The organism is Actinomyces sp. Z16, assembly GCF_003111765.1.
Lineage (GTDB): Bacteria > Actinomycetota > Actinomycetes > Actinomycetales > Actinomycetaceae > Actinomyces > Actinomyces glycerinitolerans.
The window spans coordinates 309,596-329,699 of the sequence record NZ_CP027862.1 but is presented as its reverse complement, the minus strand read 5'-3'; the positions used below and the strand labels follow the sequence as shown (position 1 = coordinate 329,699).

Sequence of the window (20,104 nt, the reverse complement as noted above, 5' to 3'; positions counted from 1 at the left end):
AGCGGCGCGGCCCGGACGGCGCGCTCGCCCTCAGGGTCGCAGGCCGCGCAAGTAGACGTCGACCAGCCAGTCCTGCCAGCCGGGAGCCATTTCATCGACGATCGCCCCCAGCGGCCGCGACACCTCCACCACGCCGATCTGAAAGCGGACCGGGTCCACCTCCTCACGCACCAATCCGGCAGCGTGGGCCGCCTGAAGCAAACCGGAGATGCGCGCGACGGCGCGCTCGCGCAGTGCAGGTCCCAGTCCGCCGGCCTCGAACAGCTCGGAGCGGGTACCGACCTGAGTCAGCAGCCGGCCCAGTCGTAACGATGCCACCTCACGCACGAAACCGGCCCAGGCGGCCTCGGGGTCACGGTCCCACGCCTGCTCGCAGCGCCCCGCGGCCGCGTCAAGTTGTTCGTAGACCTCGTCGGCGACCCCGACCACCAGACTCATCCGGTCTGGAAAATGCCGGTACAGCGTGCCAATCCCGACTCCCGCCTCCGCGGCAATCCTTCTGACGGGGACGTCGACGCCGACGTCGGCGAACAGCTCCCGGGCCGCCTTGATGATCGAGTCCCGGTTGGCGACGGCGTCCACCCGCATTGTGATGCTCCTCTCCCCCGCGAGCCGGTCTCGCGGACTTGCCCAGACTACATCCGGAGCGATACGCTCCGGATCACTTCCGGAGCGAATTACTCCACTTACAGAATCGAGCAACCGATGACCGCCCTAACCCCTACCGCCGCGTCGGCTTCCAACACACCCTCGGACCCGCGGCGTTCCACCCGCGGGCTCCTGCTCGCCACACTCGGCATCCCCGTCGTCATCATCCTCATGCTCCTGGCGTTCCTGGCCCCGTCCATCAACTCCGGGGCACAGGACCTGCCGCTGGCCCTCTCGGCGCCGCAGGCCGTGCAGGACCAGCTGCTGACGCAGCTGGATACCGCCGCACCCGGGGTCTTCGACGTAACCGTCGTCGCGGACGGCGAGGCTGTGGCCGGCGCGGTTGAGAACCGTGAGGCCATCGGCGGGATCACCATCACCGCCGACGAGTCCGGCCAACAGATAGAGGTCGTCACCGCCTCCGGCGCGGGCAGTCCCTACGCCGCCCTGCTGACCAATCTCGCGACCACGCTGGAGGCGCAGTCCGACGCCCAGGCCGTGGCCGCCGCCCAGGCGCAGGGCGCCGACGCCGCCACGCTCCTGCAGGTGCAGCAGGAGGCGAGCGCCTCGCAGACGGTCACCGTCACCGACGTCGCCCCGCTGACGGAAGCCGACCCCTCCGGTGTTGGACTGTCCGCCATCGCGCTGCCGCTCGTGTTCGGCGGCATGGCCTCGGGCGTGATCCTGAGCCTGGTGCTGCGCACCTCCCCGTGGAGGCGAGCCCTGGGGGCCGTCGCAATCGCGGCGCTCGGCGGACTGTGCGTCGCCGCCGTGCTGCAGACCTGGTTCGGCGCCGTCGACGGCTCCTTCCTGCTGCTGTGGGCGGGCCTGAGCCTAGGCATCGCGGCGATCTCCCTGACTCTGATCGGCCTGCAGGAGACCCTGGGCTACGCGGGCTTCGGACTCGGAGCCGTACTCATGCTGTTCGTGGCGAACCCGCTCTCCGGTCTCGCCACCGGCTGGCAGTGGCTCCCCAGTGGATGGGGAACCTTCGGGCAGCTGCTGCCGGTGGGTGCGGCCGGCACCTGGCTGCGCTCCGCCGCGTACTTCGACGGCGCCGGCATGGGAGCCAGCCCGTGGGTACTGACCGCCTGGATCGTCTGCGGCCTCGCCCTGCTCGCACTCGGCGCATACGTCAACGCGCGCCGCAGTCGCAGAGACCGCGTGAGCTGACACCTCGACCGCGCAGACCATCACCAGCCCCGCCGGGACGGTACGGAGGCGAGCGCCTTCGGGGCCGTCCCGGCGGGCGTCGCGGCGCCGGCGGGGCCGGTGGTCGTCTGCAACGCCACTTCGGGGTTAACAACGCCGGTTAACGGTCTGCTGAAGGGCTCCGAGGTATACAGCAGAACGTTAAGTAGCGTTGTTAACGCCCAACCCGCGTAGCAGACGGCGGGCGACGACGCGGGCGGCGCCCGGAACCAATCACTCGGTCCCGGACACCGCCCGCGTTGTTACGCGCTACGGCTCAGAAGCGCAGACGCCGGAGCAGGAACGCGGCCACCGCGGCCAGTGACAGGCCCGTCGCGATCACCACGGTCACCACCACGCCGGCGCGGAACAGCACGACGACTCCGGGCGCAGCCGGGGTAACCGTGGGCGAGGCGGTGGCCCCGCCCGTCGGCACGACGGTGGGCTCCACCGTTGCGGTCGGCGCGGCTGTGGGCTCGGCCGTCGGCTCGGTGGAGCCGCCCGCCTGCTTCTCCACGTAGACCGCCACGGTGCGCGCCGGGACGGTGGCGGTGCCGGTGGCCGCGTCGAAGGTCGAGTCCTTGACGACGGCGTCGGAGCCATCGGCCTGAACCTGGTGCAGCACGAACTCCCGCCCGGCCAGGTCCGTGATCGTCTCGCTGACCTCGGCGTCGGAGGCGTTGAACACCACCAGCACACCCGCCAGCGAGGCGTCCACGTCGTCGCCCACGGTGTCGTCAATGAGCATGTCGATCACGCCGGCCGTCGCGTCCGTCCCGGAGTTCGGGAAGGAGAGCTTGGCCTGGATGGCGTCGGCCGAGCCCAGGTGGAACAGCGGCGTCGAGGTGCGGATCCGCAGGAAGTCCAGCATCTGCGCATTGGAGGCGGCAATATCCTCCGCCGTGGGCTTGAGCGCGGGGTCGGCCAGCAGTGGGCGCTGGATGTCCCACTTGGAGCCGTTGGAGGACTCCATGGGCAGCCCGGCGCCGAAGCCGTTGTCCTGCCCGGTCCAGTCGATCGCGTTGAAGTAGTCGCCGGAGTTGTAGGAGTCGCGGTCCAGCGACTTGCTGCGCAGCATCTCGGTGCCCGCCGCCCAGAAGGACGGCGACTGGCCAAGCGTCACGGTGGCCAGCGACAGGCTGTTCATACGCACCCGGTCGGCCATGGACGTGTCCGCGGCCAGCTTGTAGACGCCCAGGTCGAACAGCGTCTCATTGTCGTGGGCGTCCACGTAGTTGATCGTCTCCTCCGGACTGGAGGCGTAACCGGCCGCCTGCCCGTTGTAGTCGACCTCCGCCCCACGCTTGACGGTCCCGTCGGACTGGGTGAAGGAGTAGTCCTTCAGGTTGCCGGCCAGCCCCAGTTTGACCAGGTCGGTGGCGTGGCCGAGGTCGGCCAGCTGCTCCTCCTCGGTCTTGTTGGACAATCCGTTGGGGGCGGTGTAAAGCCCGGTGCCGAAGCCCTGGTAGGTGCGCGGGTCGTCGTCGAAGGGGCCGCCGCCGTGGACGGCGTCGCGCAGCCGGTCGTTGAAGGTGCCGATGCCGGTACCGTCCAACTGGCCCTGGGTGGCGGTGGTGAACAGCGCGTTGTCCGCGATCTCCCCCATGTTCCAGCCCTCGCCGTACAGGTAGATGGCCGAGCCGTCCACGCCGTCCTTCGCAACCGTGAGCTCGTCCAGGGCGGCGCGCAGCCGGTTCATGGTGTCCACCGAGTGGTAGCCCATCAGGTCGAAGCGGAAGCCGTCGACGTGGTAGTCGCGCGCCCAGGTGACCACCGAGTCGATCATGAGCCGCTCCGCCAGGGCGTTCTCGGTGGCGGTGTTGGGGCAGCAGGTGGAGGTGAGCACGTCGCCCTTGGCGTCCAGCCGCTGGTAGTAGCCGGGCACCACCCGATCCAGCACCGAGGTGGTGTCCTGGCAGGCACCGGCCGTGTGGTTGAAGACCTGATCCAGCACCACCTGCAGGCCGGTGGCGTGCAGGGCGCCGACCATCTCGCGGAACTCGTAGGTGCGGGCGCCGCCGTCCTGGTTGCCCTCGGTGGCGTAGGAGCCCTCGGGGGTCGTGTAGTGGTAGGGGTCGTAGCCCCAGTTGTAGGCGTCGGCGTCCTTGACCGCTCCCACGGCGGCCTGTTGCTCGGTGGAGTCCGGGCCGGCGTCGGCCGGGATGTCCGGCACCTGCTGGGCGGAGCGGTCCTCCTCGATCGAGGCGATGTCGAAGGTCGGCAGCAGGTGGACGGTGTCGATGCCCGCGTCAGCGAGTTCGGCCAGGTGCTGCATGCCGTCGGAGTCGGTGACGGTGAAGGCCTTATAGGTGCCGCGGTACTCCTCCGGGACGGTGGCGTCCGCGGCGGAGAAGTCGCGCACGTGCAGCTCGTAGATGGTGCGGGCCGCGTCGGAGGAGATCAGCGGGGAGGCGGTGGACGTCCACTGCTCGGGGGCCAGGTCCGGGTCGGACAGGTCGACGGCGACCGACCGCGCCGAGCCCAGGGTCAAGCCCACCGAGTAGGGGTCGGTGACCAGGTTGGTCTCCACCTTCCCGGTGGACGGCGCATACACCTTGACCTCCCACAGGTACTGGGAGCCGGCGGTGATGCCGGCGTCTGCGCCGTCCACCGTCCAGCGGCCGTCGTCGCCGCGCACGGCGGCGGTGCGCACGGGGTCGCCGTCCACGAGGGCGGCCGAGCCGGTGGCCGTGCCCGTGTCCCAGGTCAGCAGGGTGACCGCCTGGGCGGTGGGCGCCCACAGCGCGAAGTCGGGGACGCCGCCCACGAAGGTGACGCCCAGCGGCGCGTCGGCGACGGCGTCGGCGTACAGGGAGTCGATGACGACGGCGGTCTGCACGCCGGTGAAGGCGGTCGCGCCGGTGCCGTCGGCGCCGTGCTGGACCACGGCCACCTGGCCCTTGAGGGCCTCGGCGACCTCCGCCTCGGACAGCAGGGCCTTGCCGTCGGCGTCGGTCGGTGAGACGGCGATGTAGTCGGCGAGATTGGGGTGCGCGGCCAGGACGTCGTCGGACAGGTTGCCGAGCACGCGCAGCGGCGTCTCGGTACCGCCCGTCACTTTCCCGTCGGCCAGGGCGGCGCCGCCATCCGGGGAGGTGACCAGGCCCAGGCTGATGGGGGCGTCGGCGGCGGGAGTGCCGTCGTCGCCGACCACGTCCGCACGGGTCACGCCGTCGGGCAGCAGGCTCACCGGCCAGGCCAGCGTGGTGGAGTCGACCCAGTAGGCGCGCTCCTCGCCGGTGCCGGCGACGGGCGGGTCAGTGACGGCGATGGTCAGCAGGTGGGAGGACTCGTCATAGGTGAAGACGACGCTCTTGCCCGCGGTGGCGGAGAAGGAGTAGTTGGCGCCGTCCGCGGCACCGTCAACCCCATAGTTCTCCGCCCAGGACAGGCCGACGGCGACCTTCACCTCATAGGAGCCGGTGGGCAGTGCCGCGGTGGAGAAGGTCCACGTCCCGTCGCCGTTCGGCCGCATGATCGAGGCCAGGCAGGCGGGGTCCCAGTCGGATTCACAACCGAGTTCGTCCTGGAAGGAGCCGGGCAGGGTCACCGCCGGGGCCTCGGCGTCGTTCCACACCTGGTGGGTGCGGGCGTCGTAGTAGAAGGTGACCGGCCCGCCGTCGGTGGTGTAGTAGATGTTGTCGCCGCCGGCGACGGCGTCGGCGCCGTAGTTCTCGTCCCAGGTGCCGCCGATGGCGATCTTGTACTGCCAGGTGCCGGCGGGGATGTCGAAGGTGCCGGTGTACAGGCCGGAGACCGGGTCCTGGGCCAGCAGCGCCTGCTCGCAGTCGGGCTGCCAGTCGGAGATGCAGCCCATCTCGGTGTTGTGGTCGCCGGGGATGGTGACCTCGAGGCCGTCGATGGGGGCCTCCGGGTCGGCCTCGGGCTCCGCGCCGGTGAGGTCCGCGCCGACGACGGCGAGGGTGGAGGCGGCGGCCCGGTTGTCGGCGGCGTCGGTGGTTACCGCCCGCACCTCCAGGACGGTGCCGGTGGGCACGGCCGACAGGTCCGCGTACACGCGCGGGGTGTCGTCCTCGGCGGTGCCGACGGTGGTCCAGTCCTCGGTGCCGAGCGGCCGGTAGGAGAAGGTGGTCTCCGCCCAGCGGTCGGCGGTGGTGGCGGCGGCGATCTCCGCAGTGCTGCCGGACAGGTTCGCCCCATAGGCGGTGGTGAAGCCGACCGTGGGGTTCTCCGCGGCGGCGACGGTGGCGTCGGCGCGCAGCACGACGGCGCTCATCGCGGACACGGTGAGCGTGACGGTGCCGTCGGCGTCGGCCGTGACCGCCTTGTCGGTGCCGTACAGCGGGGTGTAGGCGGCACCGGGGGTGAGAGTGGTGAAGGTGACGGTCTGGTCCTCGCCGGCGTTGTTCAGGGCGACCAGGTGCTCGATCTTCTCGTCGCGGTCCACGCGGGCGAAGGCGTATACGCCGGCGGAGTCCTGGGAGTACAGCTCGATCTGGGAGCCGGTGGACAGAGCCGGGTAGGTGGCCCGCAGCCGGGAGAGCTCGGCGATGTGCTTATACAGCGCGGAGTCGGTGTCGTAGCGGTCGGTGGAGCCGGCCACGGTGCCGTCGATGAGCTGCTCACTCGCGTACTGGTCCACCTGGGTGGCGAACATGTCCTGGCGGGCGTCCTTGTCCCCGCCGGAGCCGGCCAGGCCCTGCTCATCGCCGTAGTAGATGACCGGCTGGCCGCGGGTCAGCAGCATCAGGGAGTGGGCCAGTTCGGAGCGGGTGAGCAGGTCCGCGCTGCCGGTCCCGCCGCCCAGCAGGTAGCCGATGCGGCCCATGTCGTGGTTGCCCAGGAAGGTGGGCTCGGCGTAGATGCTGGAGTGGTCGGTCGTGTAGTAGTCGTCGGTGGCGAAGAAGGTGCTCAGGTTCGTCGTCGGCCGGCCCCGGGCGAAGCCCTGGGCGGCGGCCTGGAAGGCGAAGTCGAGGGTGGCGTCCATGCCGGTGCCACGCACGTAGGGGCTGGTCTTGGTGGCGTCGGCGTCGTAGACCTCGCCGAAGGTGAAGAAGTCCGGGTTGGTGGCCTCGGCGTGGGCGTCGATGGCGGCGGTCCAGTCTTCCCAGAATTCATAGTTGACGTGCTTGACGGTGTCGATGCGGAAGCCGTCCACGCCGAAGTCCATCCAGGCGGTGTAGACGTCCTCGAAGGTCTGCTCGACGATCGGGTTCTCCGTCATCAGGTCGTCCAGGCCCTGGAAGTCGCCCATGGTGGTGGACTCCCCCGTCCAGGTGGAGTCGCCGCGGTTGTGGTACAGGGTGACGTCGTTCAGGGCCTCGGGGATGACGTCGCCGTTGCGCACGGGCGTGTAGGGGAATGAGGTGGCGGCGTCGAGGGTGGGGAAGTCGTCCCGACCGGCCAGGGCGGAGATGTCGATGACGTTGCCGTCGGCGTCGGTGTAGGGCACGTCGGCGGTCTCGACGTAGGAGTAGGTGCCCTCCTCATAGCTGATGAGGTCGGCGGTGTGGTTGGTGATGATGTCCAGGTACAGCTTCATGCCGCGCGCGTGGAGGGCGTCGCGCAGCTGTGCCAGCGCCTCGTTGCCGCCCAGGTGCGGGTCGATGGAGGTGAAGTCGGTGATCCAGTAGCCGTGGTAGCCGGCGGAGGTGTCTGCGCCACTGCCCTGGACGGGCTGGTTGGTGAAGGAGGGGGTCAGCCAGATGGCGGTGGTGCCCAGGTCTTGGATGTAGTCCAGGTGGTCGATCAGGCCCTGGATGTCGCCGCCGTGGTAGTAGCCCTTGTCGGTGGGGTCCAGGCCGGTGATGTCGCTGCCGCCGGTGAGCCCGCCGGTGTCGTTGGAGGTGTCGCCGTTGGCGAAGCGGTCGGTGAGCACGAAGTAGAACTGCTCAGCGGTGCCCTGGCGTACCGGGGCGGCAGCCAGGGCGGCGTCGGTGTAGTCACCGGTCAGGTCGGCGGAGGCGAGCCCGACGCGGTGGCTGTCCTGGTTCCAGGTGAAGGTGAGTTCGGCGTCGCCGGCGAGGGTGAGGGGGATGTTGTCGGCGCCGCCGTCCTTGCCGTAGGAGGTGTCCCAGGTGTCGTTCAGGGCGACCTTGATCTCGTAGGCGCCGGCGGGCACGGTGGCGGTGTACTCCCAGGTGCCGTCACCGTCGGCGTCGGTCAGCTCGGTGACGTCACAGGCGGGGTCCCAGTCGCCTCCGCAGCCGAGTTCATCCTGCAGCGAGCCGACCAGGGCCACGGATGCCGGTGCGGCCTCGTCGGCGACGGCGACGGCGGGCTGCGCGGCCAGACCGATCGCCCCGGTGGACAGGGCCAGGGCGGTGGCAGCGACGGCGCCGAGGGCGCGGGAACGCTTCAGCCGCCCAGTATGCAAGGAATGCAAGCGCACGGTGACTCCTTCGTCTGTGCATGTCGCGCCCGCGCCTGGGCGGGCGAGGTGGGTTCCGGCCAAAGCCTGACGGCGCCGGTCGGGTCATCTGAGGGTACGACACGAAACCGCAACCTGCAACCTCTGCAACTCTTTCACCCGCCTTACACCCCTTCCTCCCCGAGATCGGTCGAAACCATCGCCGAGGTCGGTCGCTGTTACCGGCTCTTCCGGTTTGAGGGTGTGTTGGCCTGGGGGTTTGTGTGTAGACGCGACGGTTCGTACCTTCGCATAAGGGTTCGTATGCTCTGGTCAGCGATTCGTACCGTCTTGCGACGGTTCGTACGGTAGGGGTACTGTGCTGTCTCCACACTTCTGGGACGGTTGAGTCTCATGACTTCTGGGACGGTTGAGTCTCATGGGTTTTGGGACGGTTGGGAGCGGGGTGAGCGGGGTGGCCTGCTGATGATTCTGTTGGGTGGTTTGGAAGCGTTGATGGTGGCCCGGCTGTGGGTCTGTGCCTGGGTGGGCTGGGGCCAGGGAATCGCGGCGAAGTGTGTTCCGGCCTGGTCGTAAAGGTCCAGGCGGGTGGGGTACTGGCGGAACTCGATTCTCTGGCCGGCCATGAAGGAACCGACGTAGATGATCCGGCCCTTGTAGGTCACGCTCCCGTTGCTCAGGGCCTGTCTGCTGGTGATGGCCGGGTCGGTGCTGGCTGCCTGCGGCAGGCTCAGCGGCACCGGCCCGGATAGCGCGTCAAGGTTGATCGGGGAGGGGTTGGGCAGGGCCCGGGGGACCTGGTGCCACACGCGTATGGGGGTTATGGCTATCCCCAGCCCCTGGTGCTGGCGCTCGGTGTTGTAGTAGGCGGTGAAACACTCCAGGCCGGTGTTGAGGTCCTCCAGGGTGGTGTAGGGGTGCGCTTCCAGCCACAGCTGGAGGGGCTTGTGGGAGCTTTCGACCTTGCCCTGGGTCTGTGGGTGACCGATGGCGCCGCTGATCGGACGGATCCCCAGGCTGGCCAGCCACCTCTCTGTCCGCCCGAATCCGGTGGTGCGGTGAGTGTTGAAAGCCCTGCCGTTGTCGGTCAGGATGGCTGCGGGCCGCCCCAGGAGTCTGAACTGCACCGGGTTTGATGGAGGCAGTGAATGCACGGAAGGATCACTGTCATGAGTGCACCGAGGAAGTACCCTGAGGAGTTGCGGGAGCGGGCTACCCGGATGGCTGTGGAGGCCCGCCGGGACCCCGAGAGGTCTAAGGGGGCGATCCGCAGGATCGCCGAGGAGTTGGGCGTCCACCCCGAGGCGCTGCGTACCTGGGTCAAGAAGGCCGAGATTGACGCAGGCGCCCGGCCGGGAACCACGAGCGAGGACGCCCAGCGGATCAGGCAGCTGGAGGCCGAGAACCGCGAACTGCGCAGGGCAAACGCGATCCTGAGGAGCGCGTCGGCTTTCTTCGCGGCGGAGCCAGGCCGCCCGTCCCGCTGATCTGCGAGATGCATCGACTCCCACAGGGAGGAGCTGCGGGGCCTGTGCCGGTTCTGTCAGGCGCTGGCCAGCGCCGATGTCAAGATCGCCCCGAGCACCTACTACGCAGCCAGGAGTCGTCCCCCATCGGCAAGGACGGTGCGCGACCAGGCTCTGAAGGCCGAGATCGGGCGGGTGCATGAGAACAACTACTGCGTACTGGGCGCAAGGAAGATGCATGCGATGCGGGGCCGTCCCGAGGAATCCGCCCGGCACGGCCTGGGGCATGTGGCCCGCTGCACCGTGGAGCGTCTGATGCGGGACATGGGCCTGCACGGCATCCGCCGCGCCAAGTCGCCCAGGACGACCCGGTCCGTACCGAAGGACGCATGCCCGGCGGACCTGGTCAAAAGACACTTCAGCGCCTTCAGGCCGAACGAGCTGTGGGTGGCGGACATTCCCCCACTACGTGGGAGGTACCCCCACCTACGTGCGCACCCTGTCGGGCTGGGTGTATGTGGCCTTTGTCACTGACGTGTACTCCCGTCGGATCGTCGGCTGGCAGACGTCAACGAGCTTGTACACCGATCTGGCGCTGGACGCTCTGAAGATGGGTATCTGGCAGCGCCAGCGCGAAGGAGCCGACCTTACCGGCCTGATCCACCACTCCGACCGCGGGGTGCAGTACCGGGCGATCCGCTACGGGCAGACCCTGTCCGACTGCGACGCTGTGGCCTCGGTGGGCTCCAAGGGAGACTCCTATGACAACGCGCTGGCCGAGGCCCTGAACTCGCTCTACAAGGCCGAGCTCATCCGCAACCACAAGTACCTCGACTCCCACGGGCCCTGGGAGGGCATCGACGATGTCGAGCTCGCTACCGCCGAGTGGGTGCACTGGTTCAACACCGTCCGGCCTCACTCCGCCATCGACATGCACAGCCCCGTCCAGCACGAGCAGGCATACACCCCACCACCACCAGATACCACCGACACCGCCGACGCCCAGGACGTCGGCGAGCAGACCACCAGCCAACCCCAGCCGGCGACCGCCGGCGCCAGATAAAACAGCCTCCACAAAACCCGGGGCTTGACAGTCGAACGCCTCGGACAGGATTTGGCGGGTGGCCTCATGCGTCTCCCCGCCCCAGGCCGCCTTGAGCGCCACCAGCACCCTGGAGCAGTCATCGATGACCTGGTAGATGGTCACCACACGCCCCTGGATGCGCCACTCGATACCGTCTAGCTGCCACAGCTCGTTAGCACTGGTACGCGTGAACCGCTTGAAAGACACCCGCGGGCGCTTGCGTGGCGCCGGAACCACCAGCCCCATGGCCCGCATGCGCCTGGCAATAGTCGCCCGCGACGGGGCCGGGTTGGCCCCCGCCCCGGACAGCACCCACCACACCGACCACGCACCCGCATCCTTCCCGTCGGCAACCAGCTCCCGGCGTACCTGGGCGATACGCTCATCAACCCGCTCATCCCAACGGCGCGCCGGGTGCAGCGGCGCCCTGGAACGGGCGACCAGCGCCGCCCCCGGTCCCTCCTGCTTGGCCCGCTTACGGATCCGGTAGAACGAGGACTTCGAGACCCCCACCTGCCGGCAGAACTCCTCCACGCTCACACCCGCAACCCGCGAGTCAAACTCAATGATGCGCTGACGCTTGAACGGCGAAACTGCATAACCCATCCCCCAACCCAACCCCACCCGCACCGCCCCAGAATCTCACGACTTCTGACACTCCCAGATGTCATGAGATCCAACAGTCCCAGAAGTCATGAGACAACACAGTACGGTAGGGGTACGTACCGTCGTCAGAAGTGCCGAAGCGTTGGCACCCAGTGCCGAACCGTCACGCGAGGTGCCGAACCGTCATCCGGGGCGCGCGGGCAAACACGCCAGGTCCGCACCCCGGGCGCTCATGTCTGGGCCCGGGGCCTGTCGAGTAGGGCGCCAAGATCACCGCCGTGCGTCGTCAATGGCGGCAGTCCCAGTCCAGCACCCAGATGATCCCAACGGCCCCGAAGAATCATCGCAAGCCAACACCACCCACCGACAACGACCACCCGCACCGCAGCCCCGACCCCAACCACCACACCCTCAAACCGGAAGATCCTTATTTCCGCCGAGGTCGGTCAAAGTTACGCACCGAGATCGGTAACGCCGCCTGTGGCCCGGCCGCCTGCACATAGCCCGCTCCCCGTGCTCAGGCCGCCCACCGATACCGCCTCACGTACGCGTTCTGGAGCTTTTCGAGGTTCTAGGTCCTGTTGTGTAAGTGCTTGGGTGGCGATGCGCGGTTGGGTGGCGGTGTGTGGCTGTTGAGCCTGTCTGTTGGACCCCTGTTCCCCGGTTGGACCCCTGTTCCCCGGTTGGACCCCTGTTCCCCGGTTGGACCGCCGTAGCCGCCGGTTACAGCGGTCCAACGGGGCGTGGGCGGTCCAACGGGGCGTGGGCGGTCCAGCTGGAGGGGTGAGCGCCGCTCAGCCGCTGACCCAGGCGCGCCACAGGCGGGCGTACTCCCCGCCGGCGGCCAGCAGCTCGGCGTGCGGCCCCAGCTCCACGATCCGCCCGTCAATCACCACCGCCACCCGGTCGGCGGCGGCAGCCGTGTCCAGTCGGTGGGCGATGGCCACCACGGTGCGACCGGCCAGGACGGCGTCCAACGAGCGCTCGGCGGAGCGGGCGACGCTGGGATCGAGCAGGCTGGTGGCCTCGTCCAGAACGAGCGTGGCCGGGTCCATCAGCACGATGCGGGCGAGCGCGACCTGCTGCGCCTGCCCCGGAGTCAGCTGCACTCCGCCAGCGCCGACGAGGGTGTCCAGCCCGTCGGACAGCCCCCGCGCCCACTCGGCGGCACCGACGACCTCCAGGGCGCGCTCCAGTTCGGCGTCGGTGGCGTCCGTGCGGGCCAGACGCAGGTTGTCGGCCAGGCTGCAGGCGAAGACGTGGTGTTCCTGGGTCACCAGCGCGACCTCGTGGTGCAGCGCATCCTCCGTGAGCGCGGTCAGATCGACGCCATCGCCGTCGCCCACTGTCACGCGCCCGCGGGTGGGCGGGTGAATGCCGGCGAGCATGCGGCCGAGCGTGGACTTGCCCGAGCCGGACGGGCCGACGACGGCCAGTCGCTCCCCCGGGATCAACTCCAGGTCGACATCGTGCAGCACGTCGTGTCCGGGCAGGTACGCGTAGGAGACGCCGCACACGCGCGGAGGCAGGCCCGTGACCGTGCTGCTGGTGGCTTGGCGGTCGGGAGCGACCAGTTCCACGCCGACGATGCGGGACATGGCGGCGCCCGCCGTCTGCAGGGAGTCGATCCAGAAGGTCATCTCCGAGACGGGCGTGCGCAACTGAACGGCGTACAGCGACACCGTGGTGATCGCCCCGAGGGATACGGCACCGTGTCCGGCCAACCAAGCCCCCAGGCGACGACAGCGATCACCGGGGCGAAGGAGCCCAGCCCCAGGGCGGTGATCAGGACAATGCGCAGCCACAGGGCGTACTGCTCGGTGGACCAGACCTCGATCATGGCCCGGTCCAGGATGCGGTTGCGGCGCGCCCCCAAGCCGTGGGCGTCGACGGTGACCGCCTGGTCGGCGGTTTCGGCGACAACGCCGTCGACCTCGGCCCACATGGCGTTCATGGCCCGGTACGCGGGCACGGCGTAGCGCAGGTACCAACTCGCCGCGGGCAGGATGGTCGACAGCGGAATGATCAGCGCGGGGCTGAGCTGCGGGGAGGTGATCACCGCGGCGGCCACGATCGTGAGCAGCGTGAGCACAATGACGAGGATCTGGCTGACGCCGCGCTGGACGACGTTGCGAATGGAGTCCAGGTCCCGGCCCGTGCGCCCCAGCAGGTCGCCGGTGCCGGCGGACTCGACCACCGACAGCGGCAGGTGCATGGCCGAGCCGACCAGCCGCTCGCGCAGCTCAGCGAACACCCGCTCCCCCAGCACGCGCGCCAGGTACTCGCCGCAGCCGGTCAGGGCGGCGTTGCCGACCGCCAGGGCGATGACGACGACGATCAGCCCCTGCAGCCGACCGGCCGTATTGGCGTCCACGGCACCGGTCACCAGGTCGACCATGGATCCGAGCACCCGGGGGATGCCCACGGAGGCCAGTGCCGCCAGCAGTTGGATGATCGTGACGGCGGCGATCGCGCCGCGGTGCTCGCGGACCAGTTCGACGGCGCGGCGACGCACGGCAGCCCCGTCGGCCACGGGTAGGCGTCGGTTCACGGCTCTCCTCCCGTGTCTACACCGCGTTCGACGACGGCGCGGTAGGCGTCCAGAGCGCTCAGCTCGTGGTGGGTACCGCGAGCGACCTCATGCACATCTGCCGCCGGGGTCGCAGTCCCGCGTCGGCCGGCCGCACCGGCGCCATTGGCGTCGACGACAGCGCCGACCGCACCGCCGTCAGACGCCTCGGCGGGCGCGAGCAGCACCACCTCGTCACAACGTCCCAACAGCAGTGGGGAGGAGGTGACGACGACGGTGGTCAGGCCCCGCCGCTCCTCCTGCAGCCTCCGGGCCACCAGGTCCTCGGTGTGCGAATCCAGGGCGCTGGTGGGCTCTACCAGCACCAGCACGGGCGCGTGGCGGGCGACGGCGCGGGCCAGAGCCAGGCGTTGGCGCTGACCGCCGGAGACGTTGCGGGCCTTCTCGGTGAGCTGGCCATCCAGGCCACCGAGGGAGTCCAGGGCGTCGCCCGCGGCGGCCACGGCGAGGGCCTGCTCGGCGCGCTCCCGCTGGGCGGCGGTCAGGGGCGCCGCACCTCCGCCGGCAGCGGGGCCGTCGTCGCCGTGGGCGCCCGCCACCGCGCCTGAGCGGATGACCTCGGCGGTCGGGCGCGGCCCGGACAGGGGGATCTCGTCGCCGAGTACCTCCTCGGCGAGCGTGCCGGCGAAGGCCTCGGCGTGGGCGCCGGAGACGACGATGGTGCGGCGCACCTCCTTAAGCGGGACGGTGCGCAGGTCGGTGCCGCCCAGCGCGACGGGGCCGTCGGCGTCGTCGGCACGGCCGAGGCGCTGGGCCAGGGCGGCGGCGCGGGCCGGGTCGGGGCAGACCAGGGCGGTCATGCGTCCGCCGCGCAGCACCACGCCGGAACTCAGGTCGGTCAGGTCGCCGGCCGGGTCCAGGCGCGCCCCGGGGACGACGCCTGCGTCGTCGGTCAGCGGCTCGACCGCCTCGATGCGGGCAACCTTGCGGGCGCCCACCCAGGCGCGGGTGGAGAACTGGATCAGGTCGGCCATCACGCCCAGCGGCCCGACCAGGAAGGTGGTGTACCCGTAGAAGGTGACCAGTTGGCCCGGGCTGATGGTGCCGGTCAGGGCCGCGCGGGCACCCGCACCGACGACGACGGCGGTGAAGACCATGGGGGCGCCGGCCTTGACGGTGGCCAGGAGCGCCTGGGTGGAGGCGACCCGGATGCCGGCGTCGCGCACCCGGTGGGAGGCCTCGGCGTAGCGGGCGGCGTACACGTCCTCCCCGCCGATGCCGCGCAGCACGCGCAGGCCGGACACGGCGTCGGTGGTGATGGTGGACAGGCGTCCCTGTTCTTCGCGCTGCACGGACAGGCGCCGGTTCAGGGGACGGATGAAGGCGCCCACCAACGCCAACACGATCGGCAGACCGATCAGCACCAGCAGCCCCAGCGGGGCGGACGTGCGCAGCATGAGCACACCCACAACCACGACGCTGACCAGGGCGCCGATGACGTTGACGACGAAGTACATCAGGGCGCCGATGTTGTCGGCGTCGGCGGTGATGGTGGCGATCACGTCCCCGCTGGCGATGCGGCGGGTGACGGCTCGCGAGCGCAGGCCCAGGCGGTGGGCGGCGCCGCGCATGGCCGGCTTCCAGGCGCCGACCCAGGCGCCCATGCCGGTGGCGTCCTCCAGGCCAGCGGCGAGCGAGCCGAGCAGTCCCAGTCCGGTCAGCGCAGCCAACCCGGGCAGCAGGCGGGCGGTGAGTCCGGCCTCGAGACCGGCGTCGAGCAGGTCGCCCAGTGCCAGCGGGATCAGCGCCTGCGCGAGGTAGGAGGCCGTGGAGACCACGACGCCGAGGGCGATCGCGGGCACGCTCATGCGGGTCACGGCGCGCAGCAGCCCGCCCGGGGTAGCGGCCAGCTCCGGGGGCGGCGTCGTCTGCACCGACAGGAGGGCGGGCCACCGCCGCGGGGCGCGGGCAACGGGGATTGACACGATCTCCTAGCCTATGTGACCCGGCCGCGGCCGGCCACAAGGAATGCGCTCCCGCCGGTCCCGGCTACAACGAACATCTGCCTTCTACTACGAGCTTTTGCACCCTGGTGTTCGGCAATTTGGCGTACACCAGGGTGCAAAAGCTCGTATCAGGGCGAATTCGGGTGCCTTGGGGGCCGGCCACAGCGGACCACCGCAGCGGCGGGACCAGGTCAGGCCGCGGTGGGTGCGAGGGCGTTGTCCGCCGGCAGCGGCTTGGGGCCGCGGCGCAGGCGGGCGCCCAGCAGGATGAAGGCCCAGGCGATCAGCGCCCAGACGGCCAGGACCGCCAGGGTCTTGAGGTAGATCCCGTCCACGCCGCCGCCGGCGATCAGTCGCCGGAAGGCGAGCTGGGTGTAGCTCATCGGCAGGTAGGGGTGGATCCACTGGAAGAAGCGCGGCGTGGTCTCGATCGGGAAGGTCGCGCCCATGGAGGTGATTTGCAGGCTGAGCAGGATGATGGACACGAAGCGGCCGCGGAAGGCGAGCGTGGCTACGCAGGCCTGGTTGACGGCGACGAAGGTCAGCGACGCGGCGATCGCCATGGCGCACAGGCCCACCAGGTTGGCGGCGTGAATCTCGCCCGCGGCATTGACCGCAACCATCATGACCACGGCCTGGGCGACGGCGAGCAGGGCGGCGGTAGTGGCGGGCCGGATAGCTGCGGCGTACCAGCGCTCGCCATGGTCGCGCTTGTCCAGGGCGGGCAGCACCAGGAACAGGGCGATGGCGCCGACCCACAGTGCCAGGCTCATGAACATCGGGGTGAAGCCGGCGCCGTTGTTCGCCACGGGGTTGTCGCGCACCGCATCCACGTCGGCGGCGTCGGCGGCCACATCGGTCATGGTCTGGCGCTGGGCCGCGGTGTGGTCGGGGATCTGGTCGACGCCGTCTTCCAGGCCCTCGCTGAGGGCGTCGGCGCCGTCGGACAGCTCGGTGGAGCCGTTCTGGAGCTGATCCAGGCCATCACTGAGGTTGGTGGCGCCGTCGGACAGGGTGACGGAGCCGGAATAGGCAGCGCCCAGGCCGCTGGACAGGGTGTCCGCACCGGTGGCGGCGGTGTCGGCGCCAGCGGAGAGCCGGGCGAGGCCGTCGGCAAGGGTCTGGGAGGAGGTGGCGGCCGTGGAAGCGCCGGAGGACAGCGTGTTCAGGCCGCTGGACAGGGTGCCGGCACCGCTGGACAGGGTCTGCGCGCCGGAGTTGACCGAGTTCGCGCCGGTGGCGAGCTGGGAGGTGCCGGCGGAGAGACTGTTGGCCCCGGTGGACAGGGTGTTCAGACCGGTGGACAGGTCGCTGGAGCCGGTGGCGAGTTGGGAGGCGCCGTCGCTGACGGAGGTGGCGCCGGAGGTCAACGTCGGGCCCTGGGAGGACAGTGCGGCCAGCACCCCGGTGAGGCTGCGGTCTTCGCCGGTGGCGGGGTTGTACACGTCGGTGGCGGACCCCAGTCCTCCGGACAGCGTGGTGGCGCCGGAGGACGCATCCGCCGCCCCGGTGGCGACGGCACCGACGGAGCCCTGCAGTTGGGTCGCGCCGGAGGAGAGCTGCTCCGCTCCGGTGGCGACCTGGCCGACGGCGCCGGTCACGCCCGCACTGGAGGCGGCCAGGGTGTTGAGGCCGCCCAGCACGGTGCCGGACTGGGCAGTGTCCTCGGTGGTACCGAGCCCGCCTGCGGCCTGCGCGATCGCCTGGCAGGTCGCGTCGGTCTCACCGTGGTCGGCGACGCACTGCTGATAGGCGCCCGCGAGCGCGGTGGCGACCTGCCCGGCCCCTGCCTGGGCGGTGGACACGCCGCCGGTGTAGTCGTTGACGGCGCCGTACAGGGTCGCCTGGCCGGCCGCGGCCGAGTCGGTTGACGACCCGATCCCGTTGACCGCGCTCTGGGCGCCCGTCGCCAGGTCATTGGCGGCTCCGTAAAGGGTCCGCTGGCTCTCCTCGCCGCTGGCGTAGGAGTCGGTGGACTTGCCGACGCCGGCGGACAGCTGGTTCAGGCCCGACGCCAGGTCCTGGGCGCCGGGGTCGAGTTGGTCCTTCAGCGTCGTGTAGGCCTGGTCCACACTGTCTACGTAGGTGTTCACGCCGGTGGACAGGGTGGTAGCGCCGGCGGACAGGCTGGTGGCGCCGATGGACAGGCTGGTGGCGCCCGACGAGGCGGAGGATGCGCCCGCGGCCACCTGTCCCGCGCCCGAGTCGACCGTGGCGGCACCCGAGGCCAGCGTGGAGGTGCCGTCGGCCAGGGTGCCCGCGCCGGATGCCAGCGTGCTCGCGCCGGAGGCGGCCGATGACGCTCCGGTGGACAGGCGGGCCACGCCGTCGGCCAGCTGCTGGGAGCCGGAGGCGGCGGTTGACGTGGAGGTGGCGAGGATGGTCAGGCCGTCGGAGAGGGTGACGGCGCCGGAGGCCAGCTCGCTCATGCCGACCGTGAGGGTGGTGGCCCCGTCGGCCAGCTGGTCGGCACCGTCGGCGGCGTCGGTGGTGCCCGACTCCAGGGTGGCGGCGCCCGTGGCCAGGGCGGTGGCGCCGTCGGAGGCCTCTACGAGTCCCTCGCGGATGGTGGAGACGCTCAGCAGCAGGGTGGACAGGACCCGCTCGGAGCCCTGCTGCTCCAGGCGGTTGGAGAGTTCGGAGGCGACGGTGGCGGCCATGGTGCCGGCCAGGTAGTTGATGCCGTCGTCGGTGACGAGCTTCAGCTCCTGGGTGACGGCGTCGGAGGGGTCATCGGAGCCGACGCGGGAGGCGATCTGGGAGAAGTCGGCGGGGATGTAGAGGATGGCGCGGACCTTCTGCGTGTTCATGTCCGCCTCGGCGGTGGCGGCGTCCATCTGCTCCCAGGTGAAGCCGACGTTCTCATCGCCGTCCGGATGGGTCAGGGCGTCCGTGAGGTCGGCGCCGAGGTTGAAGGTCTCGGTCTCCCCGTTGGCGAGCGTGGCCGTGTAGGCGCTGTCCTCGTTGACGACGGCGGCCTTGATGTTACCGAGCCGGTTGGTGGGGTTCTGGTAGGCGAGCGTCAACAGTCCCGAGTACAGCAGCGGGATGATGGACACGGCGAGCACCACGACCAGGTTGGCGATGCGCGAGCCGCTGAGCTTCTTCATTTCAGTTGCCTCTCCTGAGTTCCGCCGACCGACGATACACACCTGTATCGACGCCTTCAATACAGACCTGTATCATGCCTGTCTGGCTGGACGCCGAGGATCGGCCTGAGAAACCCCGAGGGGACGCCGAAAACACCCTCGACGCCGGCGTCGCGAATGTCGTGAATGACACAGGGCGACGCGAAATGACATGATGAGCTGGACATGAGTGCGAGTAGGGAACAAGCGGAGGAGCTGATCGAGGCCGCCGGCGCGCGCCTGTCGGCCCGGCGGGCCGCGGTGCGTCGGCTCATCGGCGTCCCCCCGTCCGAGCGACGCGCCCAGACTCAGGCGCTGCTGCTGGACGCCGGCCGGGAACTGTTCGCAGACAAGGGCATCGGCGGCACCTCCGTGGGCGACATCTGCTCCCGGGCCGGCTTCACCCGCGGCGCCTTCTACTCCAACTTCACCGACATGGACCACTTCGTGCAGCGCCTGGCCGAGGAGCAGTGGACCTCCATCGTCAACTTCGTGGACGAGTCCGTCGCCGGCGCGCTGTCCACGCAGACGGAGGGACCAACGCTGGAGTCCGACGCCGAACTGGCCGCCGGGCTGGCAGAACTCGCCTCCCGGCTGCTCGGGGCCATGCCGATCTCACGCGAGGTGTTCCTACTGCAAAACGAGTTCGCCGCCTACATCGCGCGCACCGAGGCGGATGGCGGGGGCTCCCCGCTGCGCGAGGGCTATGCCGCCTTCAAACGGCACCTGGTAAGGGTGCTGGTGGAGGGGTTGGCGTCGATCAACCGCGCCTGCCTGCTCAGCCCGGAGGACACCACCGAACTCATCATGGCTACCGCCGTGCGCTCCATGCGCATGGCCCTGTCCGCCGCGCCCGAGGCGCACAGGCCCGGTGACGCACAGGCCGCTGGCACTCGTGGCGCTCAGACCGACGACGCCGACGCCAACAGCGACCGCGGGTCGGAGAGCACCGGCGCCAACGCCGCCGACCCCGACCTGACCGCCTTCCTCGTGCGCACCCTGCCCACGCTGCTGGCCCGCCTGTCGACGCCGGTCACCCACACCGCTGACGCCTAACCGTTAGTGCGCGCCCCAGACGGGAGACCGCATCCCGGCCACCCTTGACATGCCCCGC

Annotated in this window: 9 protein-coding genes and 2 pseudogenes; 3 read left to right on the top strand and 8 right to left on the bottom strand. The window is 70.1% G+C overall.

Annotated elements, in window-relative coordinates:
* Positions 1-30: 30 nt before the first annotated feature.
* Positions 31-588: a TetR/AcrR family transcriptional regulator gene (locus C3B71_RS01385; protein ID WP_073327895.1), complete on the bottom strand. Its 558-nt coding sequence runs from the start codon at positions 586-588 to the stop codon at positions 31-33.
* Between the two features lie 117 nt (positions 589-705).
* Between C3B71_RS01385 and C3B71_RS01380 the strand changes: the two genes are divergently transcribed.
* On the top strand, positions 706-1,821 hold the full coding sequence (locus C3B71_RS01380) for a hypothetical protein (protein ID WP_108965599.1): 1,116 nt from the start codon (positions 706-708) through the stop codon (positions 1,819-1,821).
* Positions 1,822-2,116: 295 nt separating this feature from the next.
* Here the strand turns inward: C3B71_RS01380 and pulA are convergent, their stop codons facing one another.
* Together pulA and C3B71_RS01370 are read right to left on the bottom strand one after the other, a co-directional pair.
* A complete protein-coding gene (gene pulA / locus C3B71_RS16755; protein WP_199912547.1) occupies positions 2,117-8,191 on the bottom strand; it encodes a pullulanase-type alpha-1,6-glucosidase in 6,075 nt (2,024 codons plus the stop codon).
* 395 nt (positions 8,192-8,586) lie between these two features.
* Positions 8,587-9,297, bottom strand: coding sequence for an integrase core domain-containing protein (locus C3B71_RS01370; RefSeq protein WP_159097604.1), 711 nt, complete (start codon positions 9,295-9,297; stop codon positions 8,587-8,589).
* A 42-nt stretch (positions 9,298-9,339) separates the two neighbouring features.
* On the opposite strand from C3B71_RS01370, the pseudogene C3B71_RS01365 reads away from it, so the two are divergent.
* Positions 9,340-10,600: pseudogene (locus C3B71_RS01365) on the top strand (IS3 family transposase); the annotation flags it as partial.
* Positions 10,601-11,146: 546 nt separating this feature from the next.
* Here C3B71_RS01365 and C3B71_RS16860 read toward each other — a convergent pair.
* The 5 genes and pseudogenes from C3B71_RS16860 to C3B71_RS01345 form a co-directional block, all read right to left on the bottom strand.
* Positions 11,147-11,326: pseudogene (locus C3B71_RS16860) on the bottom strand (helix-turn-helix domain-containing protein); the annotation flags it as partial.
* 794 nt (positions 11,327-12,120) lie between these two features.
* Positions 12,121-12,987 (bottom strand): ABC transporter ATP-binding protein, encoded by an 867-nt coding sequence (locus C3B71_RS16285; protein WP_234416022.1) that lies wholly within the window; start codon positions 12,985-12,987, stop codon positions 12,121-12,123.
* Positions 12,963-13,877, bottom strand: coding sequence for an ABC transporter transmembrane domain-containing protein (locus C3B71_RS16280; protein WP_234416021.1), 915 nt, complete (start codon positions 13,875-13,877; stop codon positions 12,963-12,965). Before C3B71_RS16280 ends, C3B71_RS16285 begins: the two co-directional genes overlap by 25 nt.
* Positions 13,874-15,841, bottom strand: a complete 1,968-nt coding sequence (locus C3B71_RS01350) for an ABC transporter transmembrane domain-containing protein (protein ID WP_108965595.1) — start codon at positions 15,839-15,841, stop codon at positions 13,874-13,876. Before C3B71_RS01350 ends, C3B71_RS16280 begins: the two co-directional genes overlap by 4 nt.
* Positions 15,842-16,053: 212 nt before the next feature.
* Positions 16,054-18,972, bottom strand: coding sequence for a YhgE/Pip domain-containing protein (locus C3B71_RS01345; RefSeq protein WP_108965594.1), 2,919 nt, complete (start codon positions 18,970-18,972; stop codon positions 16,054-16,056).
* Between the two features lie 204 nt (positions 18,973-19,176).
* Between C3B71_RS01345 and C3B71_RS01340 the strand changes: the two genes are divergently transcribed.
* Positions 19,177-20,046, top strand: coding sequence for a TetR/AcrR family transcriptional regulator (locus C3B71_RS01340; RefSeq protein WP_108965592.1), 870 nt, complete (start codon positions 19,177-19,179; stop codon positions 20,044-20,046).
* The last annotated feature ends 58 nt before the right edge of the window (positions 20,047-20,104 follow it).

What these genes read in the sequence shown, in the direction of transcription:
- C3B71_RS01345 (WP_108965594.1), bottom strand. Translation starts at nt 18,972, where the DNA reads ATGAAGAAGCTCAGCGGCTCGCGCATCGCCAACCTGGTCGTGGTGCTC.
- C3B71_RS01385 (WP_073327895.1), bottom strand. Translation starts at nt 588, where the DNA reads ATGCGGGTGGACGCCGTCGCCAACCGGGACTCGATCATCAAGGCGGCC.
- C3B71_RS01380 (WP_108965599.1), top strand. Translation starts at nt 706, where the DNA reads ATGACCGCCCTAACCCCTACCGCCGCGTCGGCTTCCAACACACCCTCG.
- C3B71_RS01340 (WP_108965592.1), top strand. Translation starts at nt 19,177, where the DNA reads ATGAGTGCGAGTAGGGAACAAGCGGAGGAGCTGATCGAGGCCGCCGGC.